This is a genomic window from Streptomyces cylindrosporus, from assembly GCF_022698165.1.
Taxonomy (GTDB): domain Bacteria; phylum Actinomycetota; class Actinomycetes; order Streptomycetales; family Streptomycetaceae; genus Streptomyces; species Streptomyces cylindrosporus.
The window spans coordinates 126,124-143,337 of sequence record NZ_JALDAY010000012.1; the positions used below are offsets into that span (position 1 = coordinate 126,124).

A 17,214-nucleotide genomic window follows, 5' to 3' on the forward strand; every position below is an offset into this window, starting at 1 on the left:
AGAGTGTGACCGCGCCGATAGACCTCGCCGTACCGTCCGACCGCTGGCTGTGGCAGAAAGCCACGCTCAAGGAACCGACGGTGCTTCAGTCGTTCGCCTTCGACGAGAAGAACAAGCACCTGTACGTCCTCCAGGTCACCGCCACCGGCCACGCGGCCGGCGACCTGTGCCTCAACAGGCTGGACTACAAGGGCGAGCGGCTCGGCGCGATGTACCTCAAGGGTTTCGGCCACGGCGTCAGCATGGGCATCCAGTACGACGCCACGGACGGCTCCACCTGGATCTGGACCGAGGCCGACGCCGAGAACGGCTACGGCCAGGGCGTCACCCGCTTCCACTTCAAGGACGGCGCCGTCCGTACCAGCGCGGACGTGCGGATACGCAAGCCGATAGCGGACTCCACCAACAACCAGCCGACCGTCTGCACGGCCTCGGGCCGCATCGCCGTCCGCTACCGCGACAAGGCCAACAGGCCGCGCTACCGCGTCTGGGACCTCGCCGCCTTCACCGCCCATGACTACGACGACCCGATCGCGGACGTCGCCCAGGTCGGCGCCCACCCCGACCCGAAGATCCCCTTCCAGGGCTACGCGCTCCACCGCGACACGGTCTTCCAGATCGCCGGCACCGCCTACGACCCGAAGACCAACCCGGTCGCGGGGCGCGGCAACGCCTACGTCTCCAGCCTCGACATCACCACCGGAAAGCTGCTCCAGCAGCAGCGCACCGAGGCCGGCCACAGCCTCGTGTACCGCGAACCGGAGGGCATCGCCATACGCGGCGACTCGGCCCCCAAGGCGTACATCGGCTTCGGGACGGGGGAGTTGGGGGCCCGCCGCTTCTCGATCTTCGTCAAGGACGGCAAGCAGTCGTAGGGGCTCAACGGGACTCAACGCTCCTTCTCCGTCGGCTCCTTGCTTTCCTCCCCCGTGGGCAGCGGCTCGTCCGGAACATCCCCGAGCGCCGCCAACGCCTCCTCGGCGAGCGGGACTTGGAGCGGCGAGAAGTACGGGTTGATACGGAGGGCCTCCTGGAGGTGCCGCCGCGCCGGCCCGTACTGCTCCAACTCCCGCTCGATCACGCCCCGGTGGTACATGTACGGCGCACTGCGTACGCCGCCCCCGTGCACCCGGTCCGTCGCCACCGCCGCGTACCGCAGCGCCTCCTTGTCGTTCCCGGCGCGGTGCAGCGCCCAGCCCAGCGCGTCGGCCACCGCGATCCCCGGCTGCCGCCGCCACTCGGCCCGCAGCCGCCGTACGGCCGACTGCGGATCCCCGTGGTCCGCCTCGAAGACACCCAGCACCAGCTCGTCGTCCACACCCCCGGCGGCCTCCTCGCGCACCCGTGCCCGCAGCAGGTCGTACTGCACCCGGGCCGCCTGGCCGAGGCCCAGCGACTCGTACAACTCCCCGAGTTCCAGGGCGTATTGAGGACACGGCTGCTTGGCCAGCGCCACCCGGTACGCGTTCAGCGCCTCCGTGGGCCGCCCCAGCCCCGCCAGCGCCCGCCCCTGCCCGGCCAGCGCGGCCCGCTGGTCGGGGTCGATCCGTACGGCCTCCTGGAAGCGCCGCAGCGCGTCCTCCAGGTCCCCGCGCTCGAAGGACAGCTGCCCGGACCGCTCCAGCCAGGCCGCCCGCTCGGCGGGGGAGTGCGCCGCCGCCGCGGCGTCGGACAGCGCGGCCGCCGCGTCCTCGCGCCAGCCGCGGTCCCGGTAGACGGCCCCGGCCCGCGCCAGCACCGCGGGCCCCGAGCGCAGTTCGAGGAGCCGGTCCAGCGTCCGCTTCGTCGCCTTGTAGTCGCCGAGCCCCGTGTAGGCGTCGATCAGCAGCGGATACGTCGTCCACCGCTTCGGCGCCAGCTTCAGCGCCGCCTCGCCCCAGGTCCGGGCCGCCCGGAAGTCCCGCCGGGCGTTGGCCAGCGCGGCCATCCCGTCCATGGCCTCGACATTCCCCCTGCCGCGCACCTTCAGCGAGGCCCGCAACGCCCGCTCGCCGCGCGGATAGTTCGTGGCGTCGGCGGTCCGCCGCCCCTGCTCGACGTACGCGGCCCCGAGCACCGCCCAGGCCCGGGCATCGGTGGGATGCGCCCGCACGAAGGCCTCACGCTCACCGATCAGCACGGCGAGATCGGCCAGCCCGGCGGACACCCCCGCCCCGACGGCGGCAAGCGCCCGCGCCCCCGGCGCCGGACCGACCACCTCGTGCACAGCCCGCTGCCAGGGCCAGCCCATCATCACCCCACCAAGCACGACACACCCCACAACAGCAACAGCGACCCCCCACAGCCCCCGAGGCCGACGCCACTCACCCACGGCACCCGAAGCCCCCGCGGCACCCGAAGCATGTCCGGCGTTCGAAGCATCTGCGGCGCCTGAGGTGCCTGCGGGGCCCGAGGTGCCTGCGGGGCCCGAGGTGCCTGCGGCGCTCGAGGTGCCTGCGGCCCTCGAAGTGGCTGCGGCCTTCGAAGTGCCCCCGGCGCCTTTATTGCCCGCGGCCCCAGAAGCACCCGCGGCAGCCGAAGCATGTCCGGCGCCGGAAGCGCCTGCGGCGCCGGAAGTGCCTGCGGCCCTCGAAGCGCCTGCGGAGCCCGAAGTGTCCGCGGCGCCCGAAGTGTCCGCGGCGCCCGAAGTGCCCGCAGCCCTCGAAGGGTCCGCGGCGCCCGAAGCTCCCGCGGCAGCCGAAGCATGTCCGGCGCTCGAAGCATCTGCGGTGCCGGAAATGCTCGCGGCCCTCGAAGTGCCTGCGGCGCCCGAAGTACTTGCGGCGCCCGAAGTACCTGCGATGCCCGAGGCGCCTGCGGCGCCCGAAGTGCCCGCGGCCCTCGAAGTGCTCCCGGCGCCCTTACTACCCGCGGCGCCCGAAGCACCCTCAGCCCCCCAAGCACTGGAGGCGGTCGAGGTGTCCGAGGCGTGCGAGGTGTTCGAAGCCTCCCGCCGACCGGCCCCCGCTTCCCCCTGTCGGCCCTCCGCCGGGGCGCCCTGTCGCTTCTTCATGTCGATCACTGTGCGGCCATATGACGACCACACCCGGCATACGTCCACTGCCGTAGACGGGGTTCACACCGATGGCCCCGGGTGCGAACCTGTGATCATGAGCCGTATCCAAGCGCCCACCGACGAAGCCACCGGCAACCTCGTCGACCGGCTGCTGGCCGGACTGCCCGCCGAGGCCGTGCTGACCGACCCGGACGTCACCGCCTCCTACGCCAACGACATGGCCAGCTTCTGCCCGGCCGGCACCCCGTCGGTGGTCGTACTGCCGCGTGACGTCGAACAGGTCCAGCACGTCATGCGCATCGCCACCGAACTGCGCGTCCCGGTCGTCCCGCAGGGCGCCCGCACCGGCCTGTCCGGCGGCGCCAACGCCTCCGAGGGCTGCATCGTGCTGTCCCTGACCAGGATGGACCGGATCCTGGAGATCAGCCCGGTCGACCGGATCGCGGTCGTCGAACCCGGCGTCGTCAACGCCACCCTCTCCCGCGCGGTGGGCGAACACGGCCTCTATTACCCGCCCGACCCCTCCAGCTGGGAGATGTGCACCATCGGCGGCAACATCGGCACCGCCTCCGGCGGCCTGTGCTGCGTGAAGTACGGGGTCACCGCCGAGTACGTCCTCGGCCTGGACGTCGTCCTCGCCGACGGCCGCCTGATGTCCACCGGCCGCCGCACCGCCAAGGGCGTCGCCGGCTACGACCTCACCCGCCTCTTCGTCGGCTCCGAGGGCTCCCTCGGCATCGTCGTCAAGGCGATCCTCGCCCTGCGCCCCCAGCCGCCCCAACAGCTCGTGCTCGCCGCCGAGTTCGGCTCCGCGGCCGCCGCCTGCGACGCCGTGTGCCGGATCATGGCGGGCGGCCACGTCCCCTCGCTCCTCGAACTGATGGACCGTACGACGGTCAAAGCCGTCAACGACCTCGCGCACATGGGCCTCCCGGAGACCACCGAGGCGCTGCTCCTGGCCGCCTTCGACACCCCCGACCCGGCCGCCGACCTCGCCGCGGTCGGCGCGCTGTGCGAGGCGGCCGGCGCGACCCAGGTCGTGCCCGCCGACGACTTCGCCGAGTCCGAGCTCCTCCTCCAGGCCCGGCGGCTCTCGCTGACCGCGCTGGAGGCGGTCAAGGGCACGACGATGATCGACGACGTGTGCGTGCCCCGCTCCCGGCTCGGTGACATGCTGGCGGGCGTCGAGCGGATCGCCGAGAAGTACCAGCTGACCATCGGGGTGTGCGCACACGCCGGCGACGGCAACACGCACCCCACCGTCTGCTTCGACGCCCGGGACGCCGACGAGTCCCGGCGCGCCCGCGAGTCCTTCGACGAGATCATGGCGCTCGGCCTGGAGCTCGGCGGCACCATCACCGGCGAGCACGGCGTCGGCGTACTGAAGAAGGAGTGGCTGGCGCGCGAGATCGGGCCGGTCGGGGTGGAGATGCAGCGGCAGATCAAGCAGGTCTTCGACCCGCTGGACATCCTCAACCCCGGCAAGTTGTTCTGATCCCTTGCGCGTACGGCTCACTGGGCGAGCAGCTGGTCGAGCGCGTCGTCGATCCCGAGCTGCTCGCCCTCAGTCCCCGGGGGCACCACCCGCAGCGTGCGCTCCAGCCAGGCGGACACCTGGGCGGCGGGCGCCTCCAGAAGGGCGTCGCCGTCCGGCGAGCTCAGCGCCATCAGTACGACGCTGCGGCCCTCCGACTTCGTCGGCCACACCCGTACGTCACCGTGCCCGCAGGGCCGGAACACGCCCTCGACCAGCAGGTCACGGGAGAACGTCCAGTACACGGGCTGCTCGGAGTTGATGTGGAAGGCGACGTGGACGGCGTACGGGTCGTCGGTGCGGTAGCTCAGCCGGGCCGGGACCGGGATGCTGCGCTCCGGGGACAGGATGAGTTTGAGCTCCAGCTCGCGCTCCACAACGGTGTAGTGCATGTCGTGCGGTTCCTCTCTCGGGCAGGTGTACGGGCCCGGTGAGCGGGCCTGCACACGGGAGAGGGGCGAGGGTGCTCGACCATTACGCGGGTTCGGAGAGATTTTTTTCGCCGGTTTCGCTTCGCTTCCCCTTCACTTCCCCTTCGCTGTCGGAGCTCTGCCCGAAAGTGTGGGTCCGGTGGGACTGGCGGTGGGGATTGCGCCGGTCTGATAGATGTGGAGCCCCCCATATCCACCCCCGAGCAGATACAGGCGACGGACATGAGCGCCCCAACCCCGGCCCCCGGTGACGACAGGCCCCGCGAAGGGTATTACCCGGACCCGTCCATTCCTGGATATGTCCGGTACTGGAACGGTGCCGCGTGGGTGCCGGGCACCAGCCGTCCGGCACCTTCGGACGGCGAGTCGCTCGCCCCGCCGCCCGGTTCGGCGCCGGCCGCGCCCTCGGTGGAGGAGACGGGCCCGCACTTCTTCGACGAGGACCCCGAGCCGCGGTCCGCGCCCCCGTCCCAGCACGGCAACCGCCCCGAACCCGCGTCCGCCTGGGGCGCCGACCGGTCCCACCAGGCGGGCTTCGGCGGCGACCAGGACCGTCGCGTGTCCTGGGGGTCCGACCCGCGCACGGGGGCCGACGGGCAGGGCGGGGCGGACGGGCGTGCGGGGGCCGGTGGCCGCGCCGGGTCCGAGGCCCACCCGGCGCCCGACGGCAACATGGCGTCCGCTGGCCGCGGCGCGTCGGGCGGCGCGTCCCAGCCGGCCGGCCATGCCTCCCGTACCGACGGCACGGCGACGATCCCGCCGGCGGGCCACGACTCGGACGGCGGCGCGCCTCCCGACGGCACGTTCATGTTCCGCAGGCCGACAGTGGGTTCGGCGTCGGCGGCGGACTCGGGACAGCAGGGAGCGGCGGGCGGACCGGGCACGGGCGCTGCGGGTACGGGTGGCGCCAGCGCGCAGGGCGCCGCGGGTACGGGTGGCACCGCCGCGCAGGGTGCTACGGGCTTCGGTGGCGCCGCGGGTGCCGGAGGCGCCGCCGCACAGGGTGCCGCAGGCTTCGGTGCTCAGGGCCCGGCGGTGAGCGGCGCGGTCGCTCCCGGTGCCGGGCGTCCTACGGGCAGCGCGGCTCCCGGCATCCCCAACCCCGCCACCCCCGCCCCCGACGAGGGCACCATGACCTTCCGCGCGCTGTCCCCGCGCACGGGGCAGCAGGGCGGGGCGCAGAGCGGGGGCACGGGGGCGCCCGCGAGCGGTTCCGCGGGGCAGGGCGCGGCCGGCTCCGGCACGACCGACTCCCCGGGCTTCGGCGCGGGCAAGGCGGCAGCCGACCGAGCCGCCGCCCAGGCGGGCTCCGCCGTCCAGGCGGGCTCCGCCGCCCAGGGCGCCCAGTCCGCCCCCACCGCCCTCTCCGGCCCCCAGCACCCCGCTCCCGTGGTCCCCCAACAGCCGAGCGGACCCCAGTCGACGCCGGGCGGCCAGACACCCGCCGGGCGCCCGCAGGCCGGACACGCCTCCGCCGGACACGCAGCCGTGGGCCAGTCCCCGGCCAACCAGTCCGCCGCCCCCATGACCAGCGGGCCCGGTGGCGGGCAGCCCTCCTGGGCGCAGCAGGTGCACCGGCTCGCCGGGGCCTCCGAGGGGGAGCAGCCCGTCGCCCCCTGGAAGCCTCCCGTCGAGGACGTCTTCCAGGCCGCCGCCAGACGGCAGGCCGCCGCCCGCCCCGCAGGGCTCGGCAAGCGGCTCGCCGCGCGGCTGCTGGACACCGTCGTCGTGGGCGCCGTGACGGCCGCCGTGGCCGTACCCCTCGGCACCAAGGCGATCGACCACATCAACGACAAGATCGACGCGGCCAGGCTCAGCGGCGAGACCGTCACCGTCTGGCTCCTCGACGGCACCACCTCGGTCTGCTTCGGCGTCATCCTCGCCGTCCTGCTCCTGTTCGGCGTCCTCTACGAGGCGCTGCCCACCGCCAAGTGGGGCCGCACCCTCGGCAAGAAGCTGCTCGGCCTGGAGGTCCGCGACATCGAGGCGCACGAGCCCCCGACCTTCGGCGGAGCCCTGCGCCGCTGGCTCGTCTACGTCGTCCCCGGCCTGCTCGGCATCGGTGTCCTCGGCGTCCTGTGGTGCGTCTTCGACCGCCCGTGGCACCAGTGCTGGCACGACAAGGCGGCTCGTACGTTCGTAGCGGGATAGCCGACTACTCCGAACGGCGTACTTGATTGGGTACTCCGGACGGACGTCTGCCGGATGCGGAGCCGGGAGGTTCGCGGTCCACTCGGGCCATGAGCAGCGAACCCCCCGGCTCCGGCCCGCAGCCGCCGGAAGACGACCCGTTCAGGAAGCAGCCCCCGCCCGGAGCGCCCGGAACGCCGGGAGCGGGCTCGGGCTCCCCGTACGACCCACCCCAGGGCGGCCAGCAGCCACCCCCGTACGGCGGCCAGCAGCCCCCGTACAGCCAGCAGCCCCCGCCCTACGGCGGCGGCGCCTCCTACCCCAACGACCCCCTCGCCGGCATGCCCCCGCTCGCCGAGAGCGGCAAGCGCACGCTGGCGCGGATCATCGACCTGATCCTCGTCGGCATCGTCGTCTGGCTGGTCACCTGGCCGATGGGCGTGCACGAGTACACCGTCAACGGCGACAAGGTCGAGTACGGCAAGTCCTTCGCGCAGTCGCTCGTCGCCGCCGTCCTCTACATCGGCTACGACACCTACCTGATCAGCAAGTCGGGCCAGACGCTCGGCAAGAAGTGGCTGAACATGCGGGTGGCCAACCTCGACAACGGCTCCACGCCCTCCGTGCAGACCGCGCTGGCCCGCTCGGCGGTGCTCTGGATCCCGTTCGCCTTCTGCTGCGCGTGCATCTGGACCGCGATCTCGGGCGGCTGGAGCTACTTCGACCGGCCCTACAAGCAGGGCCTGCACGACAAGGCGGCGAAGACGGTGGTGGTCAGCACCAACTGACCGGCGTCACGCAGCAGTCGACGAGCCCGTAGCCGCGACCGGCACGGGCTCCTCGGCTTTCGCGGGCTCCTCGGCCGGCGCGGCGGCCGGCCCGCCCACCGCGACGACCCGCGTCTTCGGCAGCGGCACCGTCATGGCGACGAGGAGGCCGAGGGCGAGCGCCGACACTGCGATGATCGCGATCCCCAGACCCGAACTCGTCTGTGACAGCAGCAGCATGGCGAGCGTCGAGAAGATCACGGTGCAGGATCCGTAGGCGAGCTGTGCGGCAGTCGGACGAGGCATGGCAATCGTGTCCTCGGAAGTGGGGGTCCACAGGGGTCGTCGGCCTGGCTTTCCGCCGATTTGGAGGCGTGCCGCCGTCCGACTCTAATCGCGTGCATGCCCGAGTGGAACGAACGGTAAGCGTGACCTAACCAACAGTGCCGGTGCACAGGGGGCGCACGGAGTCATGGCGTCCAGCACGTGGACGTTCGAACGCGCCGGTCGGGGTGTCCGTAAAGCGGACCCCGGCTCCGCATAGTGCACTTGTTCTGTCCAAGTCAAGGTCTGTTTTTTCTTACCAGCCTCTAGTCAAATTGCGTCACTTGACTTACCACCTTGACCACGAGGATCTCAAGTGACCCTAAAACCCTGGACGTTCAGAGCGGCCGCGGTCGGTGTCGCGCTCGCGGCGGCCACCGCCACGTTCTCGACGTTCGCCGTGGCGCAGGCCGCCGACAGCGCCAAGTCCGCCACCGTCGACCGCCACGACCCTTCGGCGGCCGAGAGCAGGACCGAGCACGACCTCGACGGCCCGCTCTCCAAGACCCAGGAGGCTCAGCGCCAAGAAGCCCTGAACCAGGTCATATCCGGCAAGAGCCAGGTGAAGGACCGCGACGGCTCCCAGGTCGTTCAGCTCAAGGGCAAGAAGGGCGACAGCAAGTACGTCGAGCTCGGCCGCGAGAAGACGGACAAGATCTTCACGATCCTGGTGGAGTTCGGCGACCAGACCGACCCGCGGTACAACGGCACGGCCGGCCCGCTGCACAACCAGATAGCCGAGCCGGACCGCACCAAGGACAACTCCACGGCCTGGCAGGCGGATTACAACCAGCAGCACTTCCAGGACCTCTACTTCGGCACCGGCAAGAACACCGAGTCGCTGAAGAAGTACTACGAGAAGCAGTCCTCGGGCCGCTACTCGGTCGACGGCGAGGTCACCGACTGGGTCAAGGTCCCCTACAACGAGGCCCGTTACGGCAACAACGCCTGCGGCTCCACCACCTGCTCCAGCGTCTGGAACCTGGTCAAGGACGGCCTGACGGCCTGGGTCGCCGACCAGAAGGCGGCCGGCGAGTCCGACGCCGACATCAAGGCGGACCTCGCCCAGTACGACCAGTGGGACCGCTACGACTACGACGGCGACGGCGACTTCAACGAGCCCGACGGCTATGTCGACCACTTCCAGATCGTGCACGCCGGCGAGGACGAGTCCGCGGGCGGCGGCGCCCAGGGCACCGACGCGATCTGGGCGCACCGCTGGTACGCCTTCGGCACCGACGCCGGCGCCACCGGCCCCGAGAACAACAAGCTCGGCGGCACCCAGGTCGGCGACACCGGTATCTGGGTCGGCGACTACACCATGCAGCCGGAGAACGGCGGCCTCGGCGTCTACGCCCACGAGTACGGCCACGACCTCGGCCTGCCGGACGAGTACGACACCAACGGCGGCGAGAACTCCACCGGCTTCTGGACCCTGATGTCCTCCGGCTCGTGGCTGGGCACCGGCAAGAACGCCATCGGCGACCTGCCGGGCGACATGAACGCCTGGGACAAGCTCCAACTGGGCTGGCTGAACTACGACGTGGCGAAGGCGGGCACCAAGTCCGCGCACAAGCTGGGCGTCGCCGAGTACAACACCAAGAACAAGCAGGCCCTGGTGGTCTCACTGCCCGACAAGGCGGTCACCACGACCGTCGTCACCCCGGCGCAGGGCTCGACCCAGTGGTGGAGCGGCAGCGGCGACAACCTCAAGAACACGCTGACCCGTGAGGTCGACCTCACCGGCAAGTCGTCGGCCACGCTCTCGCTCGACGGCTGGTACGACATCGAGTCGGGCTACGACTACCTCTACGCCGAGGTGTCCACCGACGGCGGCGCCAACTGGACCGCCCTGGACGGCACGGTGAACGGCGCGGCCATCCCGCGCGACGGCAGCGACAAGCCGGCGCTCACCGGCTCGGTCGACGCGTACACCAAGCTGTCGTACCCGCTGGACGCCTACGCGGGCCAGAAGGTCCAGCTGCGCTTCCGCTACCAGACCGACGGCGGCGTCGCGCTCAAGGGCTTCGCGGCCGACGAGATCACGGTGACCGCGGACGGCGCGGCCGTCTTCTCCGACAACGCCGAGTCCGCGGACGCCGGTTGGACCGCGAGCGGCTTCTCCCGCATCGGCGCGTCCTTCACCAAGGACTACAAGCAGTACTACATCGCCGAGAACCGCCAGTACGTGTCGTACGACAAGACCCTCAAGGTCGGCCCGTACAACTTCGGCTTCTCGACGACTCGTCCGGACTGGGTGGAGCACTACCCGTACCAGAACGGCCTGTTGATCTGGAAGTGGGACCTCTCCGAGGCGGACGACAACACCAGCGTCCACCCGGGCACCGGTCTCATCCTCCCGGTCGACTCCCACCCGGCGCCGCTGAAGTGGTCCGACGGCACCCTGATGCGCAACCGCATCCAGGCCTACGACTCGCCGTTCAGCCTGTACCCGACGGACGGCATCACGCTGCACAAGGCGGACGTCGCCACCAAGATCAAGTGGTCGTTCGGGGTTCCGGTCTTCAACGACCACACCAGCACCTACTACGACTCCTCGAACCCGGCCGCCGGTGTCAAGGTCACTGACACCAACACCAAGATCAAGATCGTCCGGGAGGCCCTGGACGGCTCGACGATCTCGCTCCAGGTCGGCCCCGCGGTGAAGTAGTCGGCATTTCCGCAGGTCAGAAGCGTATCGGCGGTGACCCCCTGGCGGGTCGCCGCCGATCGTGTTTAGGTGCGTCCTGTGCCCTTCTTATTGACAGACGCATCGACAGACGCGTCGCCGACGACTCGCACGGGGGTGTGACCTGCATGGCCGCAGGAGGTTTCTGCAAGCTGCCGACCGGCAGCGTGGTGGTGGCTCTGAACCTGCCCAGACCCACCGCCGACGGCACGGGCTCGGTCCGTGTCCTCGTCCACGCCCAGAACCGGGCGCGCGCCCTGACCAGGCTGCGCAACCTGGGCATGCGGGCGGTCTACCTCCGCGGCAACGCGGCCCCGCCCACCCCGGACGAGATCACCGCGGTCCTGCACCATCCCGACGGCCTGATATGGCGTACGGCCCCTGACAACGGTGTCGTGCCGGGCCCCGAACTCGCCCAGGAGCTGTGGCACCCCATCAGGGCCCTGCTGAGGCGCCCCACGGCTCCGGCATGAGCCACGCGGGCCGGGGCAGCCCGGCCTAGGCGACGACCGGCTTCCCGGACAGCTCCACGCCCGCCTCGCGCAGCTCCTCCAGCGCCCGGTCGGTGGTCTCCTGGGCCACCCCGGCGGTCAGGTCGAGCAGCACCTGCGTACGGAAGCCCTCCCGGGCGGCGTCCAGGGCGGTGGCCCGTACGCAGTGGTCGGTGGCGATCCCGACCACGTCCACCTCGCCGACCTCCCGCGCCCGCAGCCAGTCGGCGAGCTTGACGCCGTTCTCGTCGGCGCCCTCGAAGCCGCTGTAGGCCGCCGCGTACGCCCCCTTGTCGAAGACGGCGTCGATCGCGCCGGAGGCGACCGCGGGCGCGAAGTTCGGGTGGAAGCCGACGCCCTCCGTGCCCGCGACGCAGTGCGCGGGCCAGGAGTGCCGGAAGTCGGGGTTGTCGGCGAAGTGGCCGCCGGGCGCGATGTGGTGGTCGCGGGTGGCCACCACGTGCTGGTAGCCGGACCCGCCCGCCTGCCCGATCAGCTCGGTGACGGCGGCGGCCACGTCGGCACCACCGGCCACGGCGAGGCTGCCCCCCTCGCAGAAGTCGTTCTGCACGTCTACGACGATCAAGGCGCGGCGCATGGTGGGTGTCCTTCTCGACTATGGGGGCGGGGGTGGGGTGCGGGCCCGGCCGTTGAACCTCCGAGCCTATTGACTTCCGGGGCGGTACGGGAGGGGCTGCACAGGGGCGCGTCCGACGGCACCAGCTTTAGCTACCCGAGCGCCCCACCGCGTACTCCGTCGGGATCACGGGTTCCCCGCGCGAGAGCTGGGTGGCCGACAGGGGCAGAGCGGCGCGGGCCCGCACATGCCGCTCCCGTACGGTGTCCAGCGGTTCGCGGGCCACCACGTCGCCGCCCTTGACCAGCTCGACCTGCAGCTGGTGGCCGGCCAGCTCGGGCGGGACCGGGCCCGTGCCGACGACCTCGGCCTCCGCGACCCCGTCCGCGTCCGGCCGGCGCGCGGCCCACTTGCGGCCGCCGATGGACGTCTTGCCGCCGGCCGCCTTCTTCGCCACCGGCACCAGCGGCGCCCTCGGGTCGGCGGACTCGGCGCGGGCGACCAGCTTGTAGACCATCGAGCAGGTCGGGTGCCCGGACCCGGTCACCAGCTGCGTACCCACGCCGTACGCGTCCACCGGCGCCGCCGCCAGCGAGGCGATCGCGTACTCGTCGAGGTCCGAGGTCACGATGATCTTCGTCTTGCCGGCGCCCAGCTCGTCCAGCTGCTGCCGCACCCGGTGCGCGACCAGCAGCAGGTCACCGGAGTCGATGCGGACCGCGCCCAGCTCGGGCCCGGCGATCTCGACGGCCATCCGGACCGCCTCGGCGACGTCGTACGTGTCGACGAGCAGGGTCGTGTTGCGGCCGAGCGAGTTCACCTGGGCCCGGAAGGCGTCCCGCTCGCGGTCGTGCAGCAGGGTGAAGGCGTGCGCGGAGGTGCCGACGGTCGGGATGTTGTAGCGGAAGCCGGCCGCGAGGTCCGAGGTGGAGGTGAAGCCGCCGACGTACGCGGCGCGCGAGGCGGCGACGGCGGCGAGCTCGTGGGTGCGGCGGGCGCCCATCTCGATCAGCGGGCGCCCACCGGCGGCCGAGGACATGCGGGAGGCGGCCGCGGCGATCGCGGAGTCGTGGTTGAGGATCGACAGGATCACCGTCTCCAGCAGCACGCACTCGGCGAAGGACCCCTCCACCCGCATGATCGGCGAGCCCGGGAAGTACACCTCGCCCTCGGGGTAGCCCCAGATGTCGCCGGAGAAGCGGTAGGAGGCGAGCCACTCCAGCGTCGGCTCGTCGACGATGTCCCGCTCCCGCAGGAAGCCCAGGACGCCCGCGTCGAAGCGGAAGTTCTCCACCGCGTCCAGGACCCGCCCGGTGCCCGCGACGACGCCGTAGCGCCGCCCCTCGGGCAGCCGCCGGGTGAAGACCTCGAAGACACTGCGCCGTTCGGCGGTACCGGCCTTCAGCGCGGCCTGCAGCATCGTCAGCTCGTACTGGTCCGTGAAGAGCGCCGTCGAAGGAACGTCCACCGGCAGCCCAAGGTCCGCTGTGTTCATGACGAAGATGCTAACACCCCTTCGCGTCAGTGTGACGATTTGTGGGGCCCGTGGCAGCATGGGCCGTGTGACGTCACCCGCTCCCCTAGAGATCGAACGCACCGAGTCGGCGGAAGAGGTGTTCGCCGTCCCCGAGCCGGACGTCCCCTGGGTCACGATCGTCCACAACGATCCGGTCAACCTCATGAGCTATGTGACCTACGTCTTCCAGACGTACTTCGGGTACTCGAAGGACAAGGCCACGAAACTGATGCTCGACGTCCACCACAAGGGCCGGGCGGTCGTCTCCAGCGGAACCCGCGAGGAGATGGAACGCGACGTGCAGGCCATGCACGGCTACGGTCTGTGGGCCACCCTCCAGCAGGACCGGAAGTAGCTGAACTGACCTTCATGCCTGGACACTTCGAACCGCTCCGCGGCGGCGGCGCCGCCGTCGCTCTCGACGACGTCGAGATCTCCATCATCCGCTCGCTGGCCGTCCAGCTCCTGGAGCTCATCGGACCCGGTCCGGGTGAGGACGCCCCCGACGACCCCCTCGCCGAGCTCTTCGCCGAGGGTCCGACCGAGCCGCCCAAGGACCCGGTGCTGCGCCGCCTGTTCCCGGACGCCTACAGCGACCCCGAGGGCACCCCCGGCCCCGAGGAGGCCGAGGAGCAGCAGGCGCACTCCGCCGAGTTCCGCCGCTACACCGAGAACGACCTGCGGGCCGGCAAGCGGGAGAACGCCCTCGCGGTGATCCGCTGCCTGGACGCCCTCACCCCGGCCCTCGACGGCGGCGCGATCCTCAAGCTCTCCACCGCCGAGTCCCGCCAGTGGCTGGGCGCGCTCAACGACCTGCGCCTGGCGATCGGCTCCCGCCTGGAGATCGAGGACGAGGACGACACCGACGTCCTCTACCGGCTCCCGGACGAGGACCCCCGTAAGCCGATGGTGATGGCCTATCTCTGGCTCGGCGGGCTCCAGGAGACGCTCGTGAACACCCTTATGCCCTGAGTTGCGACCTTCCGGCGTTCGCTCAGAGGACGCTCAAATCCGGATAACGATCGCGTCACCGGCGCGGCCGGGACCGCCCGCGTTGACCCTCGTATGTCCGCTTCTTCCTGTGTGATGCGCCACAAGTCGCCCGGATGATCAATGTTGCGGCCGTGATAAATCTTCACGACCGCCCGGCGAACACCACCCATGTTCGGCCGGGTGCGCCACCGAGCCGGTAACCGCCGGCGGGCAACCGCTCCATCAATCCGGGGGGATCGAGACCCGATCCGAGGCCGACGAGAGGCCCGGGTCGGCATGGAGAAAGGCGCACACCAGACATGACCTCCGCTCAGGTCGACAACGCGGGGCAGACCTCCGAAGAGGGGTACGAGCGCGGACTCGGCAGCCGCCAGGTCCAGATGATCGCGATCGGCGGCGCCATCGGCGTCGGCCTCTTCCTGGGAGCCGGGGCGAACATCGCCAAGGCCGGTCCCAGCCTCATCGTCATGTACGCCCTCGCCGGCGTGATCATCTTCTTCATCATGCGGGCGCTCGGCGAACTGCTCCTGTACCGCCCGGTGTCGGGCTCCTTCGCGGAGTACTCCCGCGAGTTCCTCGGCCCGTTCTTCGGCTACTTCACCGGCTGGACGTACTGGCTGATGTGGGTGGTCACCGGCATGGCCGAGCTCACCGCCGCCGCGATCTACGTCAACTACTGGTTCCCGGACATCCCGCAGTGGGTGACCGCCCTGGTCTTCCTGGTGGTCCTGTTCGGGGTCAACCTGATCTCCGTGAAGCTCTTCGGCGAGCTGGAGTTCTGGTTCTCGATGGTCAAGGTCACCGCCCTGATCGGCATGATCGTCATCGGCCTCGGCGTGCTCACCTTCGGCTTCAGCAGCGCCGGCGACACCGCCGCCGTCTCCAACCTCTGGGCCTTCGACGGCTTCTTCCCCAAGGGCGTCGGCTCGTCCCTGATGACCCTCCAGGGCGTCATGTTCGCGTACCTCGCCGTCGAGCTGGTCGGCGTCACGGCCGGCGAGTCCGAGGACCCGGAGAAGACCCTCCCCAAGGCAATCAACACCCTCCCCTGGCGCATCGCCCTCTTCTACGTCGGCGCGCTCACCGTCATCCTGTGCGTCGTCAAGTGGACGGAGTTCGCCCCGGGCGTCTCGCCGTTCGTCGCCGCCTTCGCGAAGATCGGCATCCCGGCCGGCGCCGGCATCGTCAACTTCGTCGTCCTCACCGCGGCCCTGTCCTCCTGCAACTCGGGCATGTACTCCACGGGCCGCATGCTGCGGAACCTGGCCGACAGCGGCGAGGCCCCGGCGGCCTTCAGGAAGCTGTCCGCCTCCAGGACGCCCGCCCTCGGCATCACGGTCTCGGTCCTCTTCATGGGCATCGGCGTGGTCCTCAACTACGTCGTCCCGGAGAAGGCCTTCGGCTACGTCACCTCGGTGGCCACCGCGGCCGGCATCTGGACCTGGCTGATGATCCTGATCAGCCACGTCCTGTACCGCCGCGCGGTCGACGCGGGCCGCCTGCCGGCCTCGTCCTTCCCCGCCCCCGGCGGCGCGAAGTGCTCGTACGTCGCGATCGCGTTCCTGCTCTTCGTCACGGGCCTGATCGCGTACGACGCCGACTCCCGCGTCTGCCTGTACGTGATGGCCGGCTGGGCCGCCGCGCTGGGCGTGGGCTGGGCGGTGCTGAAGGCCCGCAACCCGCAGGTCGCCGAGCGCCGCGAGCCGGAGCTGCAGAAGGTGGGCTGATCGCTCCGCTCACCATGTGGGCAGCCCCGTACCACCCATCGGTACAGGGCTGCCCTTCTGCTTATCCTGGCGAACATGCTGACCATCACCCAGGCCCTCGTCGACCAGATCGTCGCGCACGCGCGCAAGGACCACCCCGACGAGGCGTGCGGCGTCGTCGCGGGGCCGGCCGGCTCCGACCGCCCCGAGCGCTTCATCCCGATGCTCAACGCGGCCATGTCGCCCACGTTCTACGAGTTCGACTCCGGCGACCTCCTCAGGCTCTACCGCGAGATGGACGACCGCGACGAGGAGCCGGTGATCGTCTACCACTCGCACACCGCGACCGAGGCCTACCCCTCCCGCACCGACATCTCCTACGCCAACGAGCCCGGCGCCCACTACGTCCTGGTCTCCACCGCCGACACCGACGGCCTCGGCGACTTCCAGTTCCGCTCGTTCCGGATCGTGGAAGGCGAGGTCACGGAGGAGGAGGTCAGGGTGGTCGAGGCGTACTGATCTCGAACCCTGGATGAAATTCGTCCGGAATGTGAGATCACACTCCGGACGGCCGACCGGGAATCGATACGATGACCCCATGGTTCTGAACGACGTGAGCATCGAGGCGCCGAGCACCATGCTCGTGGCGCGGCTGCACGTCGACCTGTGCAGGCTGAACAGCGCCATCTGTTGACGTTCCCTGCCGCCGTACGGCCGTGAGCCGCGGCGCGCGTCGTCGTGCGCCCACCGACCAGAACACTTCCCGACAGGAGCCCGCAACCATGGCCATCGAGGTCCGCATCCCCACCATCCTCCGCACCTACACCGACGGTCAGAAGGCGGTGGAGGGCACCGGGGACACCCTCGCCGAGCTCTTCGCCGACCTCGAGACCCGGCACGCGGGCATCCAGGCCCGCATCGTGGACAACGGCGAGCTGCGCCGCTTCGTCAACGTCTACCTGAACGACGAGGACGTCCGCTTCCTGGAGGGCATCAACACCAAGGTCGCCGACGGCGACAACGTCACGATCCTGCCGGCCGTGGCCGGCGGCATGGCCTGA

General features: G+C 70.9%; 17 protein-coding genes and 1 pseudogene. 13 read left to right on the plus strand and 5 right to left on the minus strand.

Annotated elements, in window-relative coordinates; genetic code table 11:
• Positions 1-5 precede the first annotated feature (5 nt).
• Complete coding sequence (locus MQP27_RS35595) at positions 6-875, plus strand: phage baseplate protein (protein WP_242772981.1); 870 nt, start codon at positions 6-8, stop codon at positions 873-875.
• Positions 876-889: 14 nt separating this feature from the next.
• On the opposite strand, the gene MQP27_RS35600 is transcribed toward MQP27_RS35595, so the two are convergent.
• Positions 890-2,311, minus strand: a complete 1,422-nt coding sequence (locus MQP27_RS35600; protein WP_242772984.1) for a tetratricopeptide repeat protein — start codon at positions 2,309-2,311, stop codon at positions 890-892.
• 772 nt (positions 2,312-3,083) lie between these two features.
• Between MQP27_RS35600 and MQP27_RS35605 the strand changes: the two genes are divergently transcribed.
• Positions 3,084-4,490, plus strand: a complete 1,407-nt coding sequence (locus MQP27_RS35605; protein ID WP_242772987.1) for an FAD-binding oxidoreductase — start codon at positions 3,084-3,086, stop codon at positions 4,488-4,490.
• Positions 4,491-4,507: 17 nt separating this feature from the next.
• Here MQP27_RS35605 and MQP27_RS35610 read toward each other — a convergent pair whose 3' ends face one another.
• Positions 4,508-4,921 (minus strand): SsgA family sporulation/cell division regulator, encoded by a 414-nt coding sequence (locus MQP27_RS35610; RefSeq protein WP_242772990.1) that lies wholly within the window; start codon positions 4,919-4,921, stop codon positions 4,508-4,510.
• 261 nt (positions 4,922-5,182) lie between these two features.
• Here MQP27_RS35610 and MQP27_RS51920 point away from each other — a divergent pair.
• From MQP27_RS51920 to MQP27_RS35620, 3 genes and pseudogenes are all read left to right on the plus strand, one after another.
• A pseudogene (locus MQP27_RS51920) lies at positions 5,183-5,275 on the plus strand (DUF2510 domain-containing protein); the annotation flags it as partial.
• Between the two features lie 357 nt (positions 5,276-5,632).
• Positions 5,633-7,111: an RDD family protein gene (locus MQP27_RS35615; RefSeq protein ID WP_443735763.1), complete on the plus strand. Its 1,479-nt coding sequence runs from the start codon at positions 5,633-5,635 to the stop codon at positions 7,109-7,111.
• An 89-nt stretch (positions 7,112-7,200) separates the two neighbouring features.
• On the plus strand, positions 7,201-7,878 hold the full coding sequence (locus MQP27_RS35620; RefSeq protein ID WP_242772996.1) for an RDD family protein: 678 nt from the start codon (positions 7,201-7,203) through the stop codon (positions 7,876-7,878).
• 6 nt (positions 7,879-7,884) lie between these two features.
• Here MQP27_RS35620 and MQP27_RS35625 read toward each other — a convergent pair whose 3' ends face one another.
• A complete protein-coding gene (locus tag MQP27_RS35625; protein WP_242772998.1) occupies positions 7,885-8,163 on the minus strand; it encodes a hypothetical protein in 279 nt (92 codons plus the stop codon).
• A 334-nt stretch (positions 8,164-8,497) separates the two neighbouring features.
• Between MQP27_RS35625 and MQP27_RS35630 the strand changes: the two genes are divergently transcribed.
• Both MQP27_RS35630 and MQP27_RS35635 read left to right on the plus strand, forming a co-directional pair.
• Positions 8,498-10,852 carry an immune inhibitor A domain-containing protein gene (locus tag MQP27_RS35630; RefSeq protein WP_242773000.1) on the plus strand — a complete coding sequence of 785 codons (2,355 nt, stop codon included), beginning with the start codon at positions 8,498-8,500 and terminating at the stop codon, positions 10,850-10,852.
• A 146-nt stretch (positions 10,853-10,998) separates the two neighbouring features.
• Positions 10,999-11,343, plus strand: a complete 345-nt coding sequence (locus MQP27_RS35635) for a hypothetical protein (protein WP_242773002.1) — start codon at positions 10,999-11,001, stop codon at positions 11,341-11,343.
• A gap of 25 nt (positions 11,344-11,368) precedes the next feature.
• Here the strand turns inward: MQP27_RS35635 and MQP27_RS35640 are convergent, their stop codons facing one another.
• Both MQP27_RS35640 and MQP27_RS35645 read right to left on the minus strand, forming a co-directional pair.
• Entirely contained in the window at positions 11,369-11,959 is a 591-nt protein-coding gene (locus MQP27_RS35640) for an isochorismatase family protein (RefSeq protein WP_242773005.1), read from the minus strand.
• Positions 11,960-12,086: 127 nt separating this feature from the next.
• Positions 12,087-13,433 (minus strand): nicotinate phosphoribosyltransferase, encoded by a 1,347-nt coding sequence (locus MQP27_RS35645; RefSeq protein ID WP_242773007.1) that lies wholly within the window; start codon positions 13,431-13,433, stop codon positions 12,087-12,089.
• A gap of 58 nt (positions 13,434-13,491) precedes the next feature.
• Between MQP27_RS35645 and clpS the strand changes: the two genes are divergently transcribed.
• From clpS to MQP27_RS35670, 6 genes are all read left to right on the plus strand, one after another.
• Positions 13,492-13,809 (plus strand): ATP-dependent Clp protease adapter ClpS, encoded by a 318-nt coding sequence (gene clpS, locus MQP27_RS35650; RefSeq protein ID WP_242773010.1) that lies wholly within the window; start codon positions 13,492-13,494, stop codon positions 13,807-13,809.
• Positions 13,810-13,823: 14 nt separating this feature from the next.
• Positions 13,824-14,426 carry a DUF2017 domain-containing protein gene (locus MQP27_RS35655; protein ID WP_242773012.1) on the plus strand — a complete coding sequence of 201 codons (603 nt, stop codon included), beginning with the start codon at positions 13,824-13,826 and terminating at the stop codon, positions 14,424-14,426.
• 320 nt (positions 14,427-14,746) lie between these two features.
• Complete coding sequence (locus tag MQP27_RS35660) at positions 14,747-16,174, plus strand: amino acid permease (RefSeq protein WP_242773014.1); 1,428 nt, start codon at positions 14,747-14,749, stop codon at positions 16,172-16,174.
• A 75-nt stretch (positions 16,175-16,249) separates the two neighbouring features.
• A complete protein-coding gene (locus tag MQP27_RS35665) occupies positions 16,250-16,672 on the plus strand; it encodes a M67 family metallopeptidase (RefSeq protein WP_242773016.1) in 423 nt (140 codons plus the stop codon).
• 79 nt (positions 16,673-16,751) lie between these two features.
• Entirely contained in the window at positions 16,752-16,847 is a 96-nt protein-coding gene (locus MQP27_RS51770; RefSeq protein ID WP_372511401.1) for a putative leader peptide, read from the plus strand.
• 88 nt (positions 16,848-16,935) lie between these two features.
• Complete coding sequence (locus MQP27_RS35670) at positions 16,936-17,214, plus strand: MoaD/ThiS family protein (RefSeq protein WP_242773018.1); 279 nt, start codon at positions 16,936-16,938, stop codon at positions 17,212-17,214.